Consider the following 9,335-nt stretch of genomic DNA (forward strand, 5'->3'; position numbering starts at 1 on the left):
TTTTTTTAGGAGGGAAATGAATACTCAATTGCTTGATGATGTTGAAAGTAAACTTGTATCAGTTTCTAATGAGTTAGTGAATACAGTTTTTTCTTTACAACAGATATCTATACTTCCTTATTCAGATAATGAGATTTATGAACAATTAATTAAAGAAGGCGATAGTTCAATAATAAATCTTTCGAGTGAAGTTTCTGTATTTAATTATATGAAGTTTTTATATAACGATATAACCAGTGTTATAATTCTTGCTGAAAATAGTAATATTTATTATTATCATCGAAATCAAAATAATACTATAAAAGAGAGTTATGACTTCTCTAAATATTCAAATCCTAATATAGTTGATCCTTATTATTTAGGAGCTCATTATTCTGATTATTTTGATGAAAAAAATCCTAAAGTTTTTTCTTATGTAAAAAAAGTTAGTCATCCATATGAAAAAGATTCTCTTTGTACTATAATTATAGATTCTGAAAGTTCAATATTTAATAGAGTTTTTGCTGCTATGAATATGAATGAAAATACAACTTCAATTTTATTAGATTCTAATAGTAATGTAATTTATTCTTCTCAAGACATTAACGATAATGTTTTAGAATCTTTAAAAAATAGAGATAATGAATTATTAACTGATAATAATATAAATAAAATAGTATATAGGAAAATTCCAATTGGAAATTGGACTATTGCAATAATAGTATCAACAGAGAATATAGAAAATAGGATAAAACTGATTTATTTAGTTTGTATTATTTCTTCATTAATTACAATTTTATTTTCATTTAGTGTATTGAGATATATTAGTATCAAATATATGTTGAAACCTCTTTCTGAGATGGGTCATGTAATGGCTGAAGTTGAGAAAGGTAATTTAAATGTTCATTTTAATTATAAATCTAGAGATGAAATAAGTCTTTTAGGTATAAAACTTAATCAAATGATTGATGAATTACAAAACTTAATAGAAAAAGAATATAAATTGGTTATTAGTCAAAAAAAAGCAGAATATAGGGCTCTGCAATCAAGAATCAAACCACATTTTTTATATAATTCTCTTAATTGTATTGTGGGTTTAAATAGACTTAAAGATACAAAAAGATTAGAAACAGCAATTTTAGATTTAACAGATATGATGCGTTATTCTCTTTCGAATGAAAATAATAGCGGATGGTCTTCAATTTCTGAAGAAGTTGATTTTATTCGCCAATATGTACATCTTGAAAAGTTGAGATTTGAAGAAAAATTACAATTTCAGTTAGATTATAATATAGATACAAAAGATTATAGAATTCCTAAATTATTGATTCAACCATTAGTTGAGAACGCTATTGTTCATAATGTAGAAAAGTCATTAGTTCCGATATTAGTAAGAGTAAAAATAGATAAAATCGATCATAAGTATCTTCAAATAATTGTTGAAGATAAAGGAAATGGTTTTGATACTTCTATAAATGGTGGAGGAATAGGGTTATCTAATGTTAGAGAAAGATTGAAATTTGGATATGTTGGAAGTGAAATGAAGGTTAAATCAATAATTGAAGTAGGTACAAAAATTGAAATATTAATTCCACTAAAGGAGGTCTGTGATGAGAATATTAATAGCTGATGATGAACATTTAGCAAGGGTTACATTGAGATCTATGATAGAGGATATTTTTCCAAATTTTGAAATTTGCGAAGTTACTAATGGTGAGGAATTAATAAATCAAGCAATTATATTTCGTCCTCATTTAGCTTTTGTTGATATAAATATGCCAAGATTTACAGGTTTAGAAGCTATTTCAGAGCTAAAAGAACTTCTTCCCTTAACACAGTGGTTAATATTAACAGGATATGCTGAATTTGATTATGCTAAAAAAGCTTTAAGTATGGGGGTTTGTGATTATTTAGTTAAACCTTTAAGACCTACTAAATTAAAAGAATCTTTAAAGAAAGCAATTAATCAATATAATAATCAAATTAATAGGAGAAATGCATTATTTGAACAAAAAGTTAGAGATGCACTTCATGGTAGAAATGTTGATTATATTATAGATAAGGCATTTTTATTGTTAATTCATATAGAAAAACTTGATGAAAGAGAAATGGGATTATTAAAAATAAAGATTAAAGAAGATTTATTAATATTCTATGATAATAAATATGATTATGCTCTATTGAAAATATCTCAAAGGGATTTATTACTTGTTATAAAGTCAAAGAAAGATAAAATAGATGATCTTAATGTAAATGATATCTATAACTTATTAAACAAAAAGGATAATTATCTGTTTTGGATGTTTAATTTAAAACTTATGAAACAAAATACAATTTTTTTAGATTCTGTAAATAAACTTATTGATTATTCATCAAATTGGATTTGTAAAAATAGTTTTTCTATATCGAAAGTTGATGATTATTCTATAAATATACCTATTGAAATTGAAGAAAATTATAGAGTAATTACAAAAACTAATTCACAGATTGAGAAAAAGAATAAACTAAAAGAAATAATTAGTATATTAAATGAATTTAGAGAAAAAGATCTACTATTAGCAAATGTTATATTTAGTAATTTAATGTGTTTATTATCAGATAATAATTATTATATTGTAGATGATAATAAAGAATATAATTATTCTCAATTATTAAATACTTTACCATCATTATCCCCACAAATTTCAGATGTTATTAACTATATTGATGAGCATTTTAGTGAAGATATAGGAATTAAACAGATATCGTATTTAATAGGTATTTCTCCTAACTATTTAAGTGCAAAATTTAAAAGTGAAATGAATATGAGATTTATAGATTATCTAACAAATAAAAGAATAGAGAAAGCTTGTTTTTTAATTAAAAATTCTAACCTTTTTATTCATAATATTGCTAATGAAGTTGGCTTTAAGGATGTGAAACATTTTTCTAAAATTTTTAAAAAATATAAAAATTGTCTACCTTCTGAATATTAAATATATAATAATCATAGTTTTATCTACCTATTTTTATAGAAATTGAATTCTTACGAAATTAAAATATTGCTTTTATTATTTTATTATAAACAATTTTTTTTATTTTTTACAAAAGGAGATTTTTATGAAAAAAATTTTAAAAACTATGGTTGTCGGATTAATGATAATTAGTGCATCTTCAATGTTTGTTTTTGCTCAAGGAAGCACAGAAGCAAAGAAAATGACATTAAAATTAGGATTCAGTTCCCCTGAATCTAATCCTTGGTATATTTGTGCAGAACAAATGGCTGAAGAAGTATATGAAAAGACTGATGGTAATATTACAATTGAATTATTCCCTTCTGAAATTTTAGGTTCTGACAAACAAATGGCAGAAATGGTTAAAATGAATACTTTAGATATGCAAATTGCACCACAAGGTGTTGTTGCAAATTATGAACCAAAATTAGCTGCATTAGAACTACCATTTTTATTTGATTCTAATGAAGCAGTAGCTAAATTACTTGATGGACCTATGGGGGAAGAACTTGCAAAAGATTTACCTTCTAAAGGTATTAGAATTTTAGCATATTGGGAAAATGGTTTAAGACAAACAACTAATAATGTAAGACCAATTACAACTCCTTCAGATTTTGAAGGTATGAAAATAAGAACACCAGATAACAAAATGACAATTTCTATTTTTGAAGCTTTAGGTGCTAACCCAGCTCCATTAGCATATAGTGAATTATATATGGCACTATCTCAAGGTGTATTTGATGGACAAGAAAACCCAGTTGTAAATATTCATGCATCAAAATTAAATGAAGTACAAGAATATATTAGTTTCACTAACCATAAATATGAAGGTAAACCTTTCATAATTAGTGAAGAAACTTGGAAGAAATTATCACCTGAATATCAAACTATATTAAGTGATGCTGCAAAGAAATATGCTGTAATCAATCGTCAAATGTTTGCTGATCAAGATAAAGAATTAAGAGCTGACTTAGAAGCAAAAGGTATGAAATTAAATTCTCCAGACTTAGCTCCATTTAGAGAAGCAACAGCTTCTGTTTATGATGAATGGAAAGCAACATTAGGTGAAGATTTAATTAACAGAGTTGTAAAAGCTGCTCAAGGTAATTAATTTAAAGATTATTAATTTGCTACAGAAGGAGAGAGTGCTTTTTCTGTAGCTTTTTTAAAGGAAAAGTGATGAAAAAAATTATTATTTCGTTAAGTGATTTTTTATATAAACTATTTAAAGAGTTAGATATTATCTTATTATTAGTTCTTGCTGTTCTAACTTTTTCAGGTGTTGTTTCTAGATATTTATTTAATAATCCTTTAGTTTGGCTTTATGAATTAACTTTAGTCCTTTTTTCTTGGATTATATTTGGCGGCATATCTATGGCCTTTAAAACAGGAGAAAATATTAGAGTTGATTTATTTGGAAATCATAGAAAAAAATTAAAAAAAATCTTTGCAATATTTGGAAATATTTTTACAATAATTTTTTTATTAGTTGTAATCAAAAATGGAATAACAATTATATCAACCACTTGGGCTCAACAATATAATACTATAGATATTTCAACAGCTTGGTTTTACATTCCATTCCCTTTATGTGCCTTAGTTTCAATTATTCATATTTTTTCTGGTTTGCTAGAAAAAAAGAATCCACTATTACATGTTGAAGAAGATAAAGGAGTTTAGTTATGATGGGAATTTCACTATTAATATTATTTATTGTTTTTTTACTTTCAGGAATCCCTATAGCAGTTGCAATGGGTTTCTCATCTATGGCTGTTTGTGTAATTTTTAATTCTTATCCAACATTAGCAATAGTACATAAAATTGTGGCTGGTGTTGATAGTTATGTCTTAATATCTATTCCTTTCTTTATTTTAGCTGGAGAAATAATGAATACTGGTGGTATTACTAACCGTATTTTTAATTTTGCTAATTTAATTGTTGGAAGAATTCCAGGTGGTATGGGACATACTAATGTAGTTGCAAGTATTATCTTTTCTGGAATGTCCGGCTCTGCAGTAGCTGATACTGGTGGATTGGGTATGATAGAAATGAAAGCGATGACAGATAAAGGATATGATAAAGAGTTTTCCGCTGCTGTTACTTGTACTTCTGCAACGATTGGGCCAATTATTCCACCGAGTATTCCATTAGTTGTTTTTGGTGCTATGGCTGAGGTTTCTATTGGATCTTTATTTATTGCAGGGATTATTCCAGGATTGTTAATGGGTTTATCATTAATGGCAATGATTTACTATATTTCTGTAAAAAGAAAATATCCAACAAGAGATAAAATTGGTGCTAAAGAAGGTGTCAAAATAGCAAGAAAAGCTATTTTACCTATGTTATCTCCAGTTATCATAGTAGGTGGTATTTTAACAGGTATAATTACACCAACAGAAGCTGCAATAGTTGCAACAGTGTATGCTTTTATATTATCTACAGCATACGGAGAAATGAATCTAAAAGAATTAAAAAGAATTTTATTTAATACTATTATAAATAGTGCAACAATTATATTTATTATAGGGGCAGCAACTTCATTTTCTTGGATATTAACAGTTGAGGGGATTCCAAGATTAGTAACTGAATTTATTCTTTCTGTTACAAGCAATAAATATTTAATTTTAATATTATTGAATGTAATATTATTAGTAATGGGAATGTTTATGGAAGGTTTATCAATATTAACAATTATTGTACCATTTTTAATTCCTTTAATTAGAGCTGTTGAAATGAATCCAGTTCATATGGGAATAATGGTTGTTTTAAATGTTATGATAGGTCTTTCTACTCCACCTGTTGGAATGTCTTTATTTGTAATTAATAAGATAGCAAAAGTTAATATGAATAAATTATTTAAAGAGGTTATACCATTAATTATTCCTCTCTTCATTGTATTGATGTTAGTAACATTTATACCAGAGATATCGATGGTATTACCAAACCTTATATTATCTTAAAATATAAATAATCGAGTGATGATAAAGAAAAGAGAAATTAGGACCATTTAAGTTAATCAACTTTTATGGTCTTTTCTATGAATAAAAAATAATCCCCTTCTTTTGATATGTACCTGCATTTCAAATAAAGGGGAATTTTATATATTATATCTAATTTAGTTTAAAGTAGCTGCTTGAGCTAATGTTATTGCACTTGTTACAACAATATCTTCTACACTACATCCTCTTGATAAATCAGAAACAGGTCTAGCAAATCCTTGTAAAATTGGACCATAAGCTTGAGCACCTGCTAAACGTTGTACAAGTTTATAACCAATGTTACCTGCTTGTAGATCAGGGAAGATTAAAGTGTTTGCTTGTCCTGCAACATTAGAACCTTTAGCTTTAAATTCGCCAACTTCTTTAATGATTGCTGCATCTAATTGTAATTCACCATCAACTGCTAATTGTGGACATTTAGCTTGTACCATTTCAGTAGCTTGTTGTACTTTTTCTACTAATTCACCTTTTGCTGATCCCTTTGTCGAGAAAGAAAGAAGAGCAACTTTTGGTTCAGCTTCTAAGAAAGTTTTACAAGATTCAGCAGAAGCTTCTGCAATTGATGCTAATTGTTCTGCAGTAGGGTTAGGAATAGTTGCACAGTCACCAAAGATGAAAGAACCATTAGCTCCTAAATCTGTTTTATCAGTAGCCATTACAAAACAACTTGAAGCACTTTTGATTCCAGGTTTACATTTAATAATAGTAAAACAAGCTTTTAATACATTACCTGTTGTATTAAGAGCTCCTGCTACCATAGCATCAGAATCTTTTAATCTAGTCATCATTGAGCCCCATTTTAATGGTTCAACTATTTGAGAATAAGCTTCTTCTTGAGTCATTCCCTTATGCTTTCTTAATTCATAATATTCGTTAGCATAAGCTTCTCTTTTTTCACTATTTTCTGGATCTAATAAAGTTAAGTTAGATAAATCAACACCTAATTCTTTAGCTTTAGCTTCGATTTCTTCAACTTTTCCTAATAGAGTAACAGAATTTGCTAACTTTTCTTCCATTACTTTTTGAGCAGCTTTTAAAGTTCTTTCTTCACATCCTTCTGGAAGTACAAGATTCTTTTTTGCTTCTTTTGCTTGCATTTTCATCTTTTCTGCAAATGTCATTTTTATCTCCTAAGATTTAACAGTTCAATGTTGTTATACTATCATATTGAAAATTATTGATAAATTACTTGAAATGACCTTTATTCATTATTTTTATAAAAAAATATGAAAAATAGATAATTAATTGTAGTGTTAATAAAAAAATATAACCTTATTGTTATATTATAATTTAATTAGAGTAAAAGTTTAAGTAAAAGTGAATTATAATTGAAGTTTTAGAAGTTTATTCTAATAGATTAAATATGAAAAATAGTTATAAAAATATGTAATAAATTATAAAAGTATATTTTAATTTTTGTTTTCATCTTGAATGATATGTTTTTATTGATGTATCTTTGCATTAATAAGGAAGAGATAGAAAATATGAACATTGGTGTATATGGTTTAGGAAGATTTGGTGCATTTTGGGCTAAGGAATTAGCTAAACATAGTGAATGTGAAGTTTTCGGTTATAGTAGACATAAAAAAGATGAAATTGAAGGTGTAAAACAAGTTAGTGAAGATGAGTTATTAGCTTCTTCAGATATAATATATTTTTGTGTTGCTATTAGTTCATTTGAAAATGTAATAATATCTATTAAAGATAAAATAAAGAAAGGTACAGTAATCGTAGATACCTGTTCTGTAAAGGTTTATCCCTCTAAAGTTATGAGAGAAAATCTTCCTGAAGGTGTATATTCTATAGCATCTCACCCAATGTTTGGACCAGATTCAGGAAAAAATGGGGTAAAGGGTTTACCTCTTGTGATTTTTCCTATATCTTGCCCTAAAGATATTTATAATGAAGTATTAAATAATTTTAAATCTTGGCAGCTTGAAGTTTTAGAGATGTCTCCCGATTCGCATGATAGAGAAGCTGCTTGGTCGCAAGGTATTACGCACTTTGTTGGTAGAGTGTTAGATGAACTTGCCCTTCAACCTACTGAACTTGCTACTACAGGTTATAGAAGGTTGATGTCTATTGTTGAACAAACCTGTAATGACCCAATCCAATTATTTCATGATTTGCAAAAATATAATCCATATGCAAAACAAATGAGAATGGGACTAAAGGGTGCTTTAGATTATGTCATGCAGGACTTAGTATCCCAGGAGGACTAGGTGAACGTTTGTGTATATACATTAGGTTGTAGATTAAACCAATGTGAAAGTGAAGGAATAGCTGATGCCTTTAAGAGTGAAGGCTTTTCAATTGTAAATGATAAGCAATCAGCAGAAATATATATAGTAAATACATGTACTGTAACAAGTAAAGCAGAGCAAAAAGCAAGAAGAATGATAAGAAAATTTGCTAAAGTTGGTGTTTGTGTTGTTACAGGTTGTTATGCTCAGTTAAATGCAAAAGATATACAATCATTAGCAGATGGAATTGTCGTAGTTCCTTTATCAAAAAAAGCTCATTTATTAGAATTACCAAAACATATTAATGCAGCACTTCAAAGTGGAATGAACTTAAAAAGTGCAATAGAAACATTTACAGATGAAGATGCTTCAGTATTTGATTATGCAGCAGCTTCTTTCTCATATCACAATAGAGCTTATTTAAAAGTTCAAGATGGTTGTGATAATAATTGTTATTTCTGTAGAGTTCATATTGCAAGAGGAAAAGCTATTAGCCTTGATAGTGATATAGTTGTAGAAAGAGCTCTTGATTTAGAAAAACAAGGCTTTAGTGAAATAATGTTAACAGGGGTTAATCTAACAATGTATGATCATGAAAATGATGGGTTAGGTGGATTAATAGAAAAATTATTAGAAGCTCTAGGTCCAAATATTAGACTTAGATTATCTTCTTTAGAGGCTGACCATGTGGATGATAGGTTATTAAATACTTTAAAAAATCCTAGGATGCAACCTCATTTTCATATTCCTGTTCAAAGTGCCTCTGATATTGTTTTAAAAAGAGTAAATAGAAAATATGATAAAGCTCATTTAACATATATTGTTGAAAGATTGAAATCAATTAAGGATGATCCTTTTATTGCTGCTGATATTATATCTGGTCTTCCTGGAGAAGGAGAAGATGAATATAAAGAAACCTATGAATTCTTAAAAGAATATGGTTTTACTCAACTTCATGTATTTCCGTTCTCTCCTCGTCCAAATACAGCTTTATATAAAGCTAAAGATAAAGTTCCAGAATATAGAAGAGATGAAAGAGCAAAAGAGCTAAGAGATTTATCTAATGAGTTATATAGTAAATATTTAGAAAGACAGTTAGATAAAGAGTGTGAAGTTGTTCT

The 9,335-nt window shown here is 27.6% G+C and carries 8 protein-coding genes; 7 read left to right on the forward strand and 1 reads right to left on the reverse strand.

Annotated features, from left to right (window positions below):
- Positions 1-16 precede the first annotated feature (16 nt).
- From ACPKM0_RS11400 to ACPKM0_RS11420, 5 genes are all read left to right on the forward strand, one after another.
- On the forward strand, positions 17-1,609 hold the full coding sequence (locus tag ACPKM0_RS11400) for a sensor histidine kinase (RefSeq protein ID WP_472476074.1): 1,593 nt from the start codon (positions 17-19) through the stop codon (positions 1,607-1,609).
- Positions 1,590-2,954 carry a response regulator gene (locus tag ACPKM0_RS11405; protein WP_472476076.1) on the forward strand — a complete coding sequence of 455 codons (1,365 nt, stop codon included), beginning with the start codon at positions 1,590-1,592 and terminating at the stop codon, positions 2,952-2,954. The genes ACPKM0_RS11400 and ACPKM0_RS11405 overlap by 20 nt, the downstream gene beginning before the upstream one ends.
- Positions 2,955-3,078: 124 nt before the next feature.
- On the forward strand, positions 3,079-4,083 hold the full coding sequence (locus tag ACPKM0_RS11410) for a TRAP transporter substrate-binding protein (protein WP_472476078.1): 1,005 nt from the start codon (positions 3,079-3,081) through the stop codon (positions 4,081-4,083).
- Positions 4,084-4,151: 68 nt separating this feature from the next.
- Positions 4,152-4,652 (forward strand): TRAP transporter small permease, encoded by a 501-nt coding sequence (locus ACPKM0_RS11415; protein ID WP_472476080.1) that lies wholly within the window; start codon positions 4,152-4,154, stop codon positions 4,650-4,652.
- A gap of 2 nt (positions 4,653-4,654) precedes the next feature.
- On the forward strand, positions 4,655-5,932 hold the full coding sequence (locus tag ACPKM0_RS11420; RefSeq protein ID WP_472476082.1) for a TRAP transporter large permease: 1,278 nt from the start codon (positions 4,655-4,657) through the stop codon (positions 5,930-5,932).
- Between the two features lie 155 nt (positions 5,933-6,087).
- Here the strand turns inward: ACPKM0_RS11420 and pta are convergent, their stop codons facing one another.
- A complete protein-coding gene (gene pta, locus ACPKM0_RS11425) occupies positions 6,088-7,092 on the reverse strand; it encodes a phosphate acetyltransferase (RefSeq protein WP_472476084.1) in 1,005 nt (334 codons plus the stop codon).
- A gap of 327 nt (positions 7,093-7,419) precedes the next feature.
- Here pta and ACPKM0_RS11430 point away from each other — a divergent pair, with 327 nt between their 5' ends.
- On the forward strand, positions 7,420-8,193 hold the full coding sequence (locus tag ACPKM0_RS11430) for a prephenate dehydrogenase/arogenate dehydrogenase family protein (protein WP_472476087.1): 774 nt from the start codon (positions 7,420-7,422) through the stop codon (positions 8,191-8,193).
- The coding region (gene mtaB / locus ACPKM0_RS11435) for a tRNA (N(6)-L-threonylcarbamoyladenosine(37)-C(2))-methylthiotransferase MtaB (RefSeq protein ID WP_472476086.1) at positions 8,194-9,335 on the forward strand (1,142 nt) is incomplete at its 3' end.

Origin of the sequence: Pleomorphochaeta sp. (assembly GCF_050031695.1) — a bacterium.
Classification (GTDB): domain Bacteria; phylum Spirochaetota; class Spirochaetia; order Sphaerochaetales; family Sphaerochaetaceae; genus Pleomorphochaeta.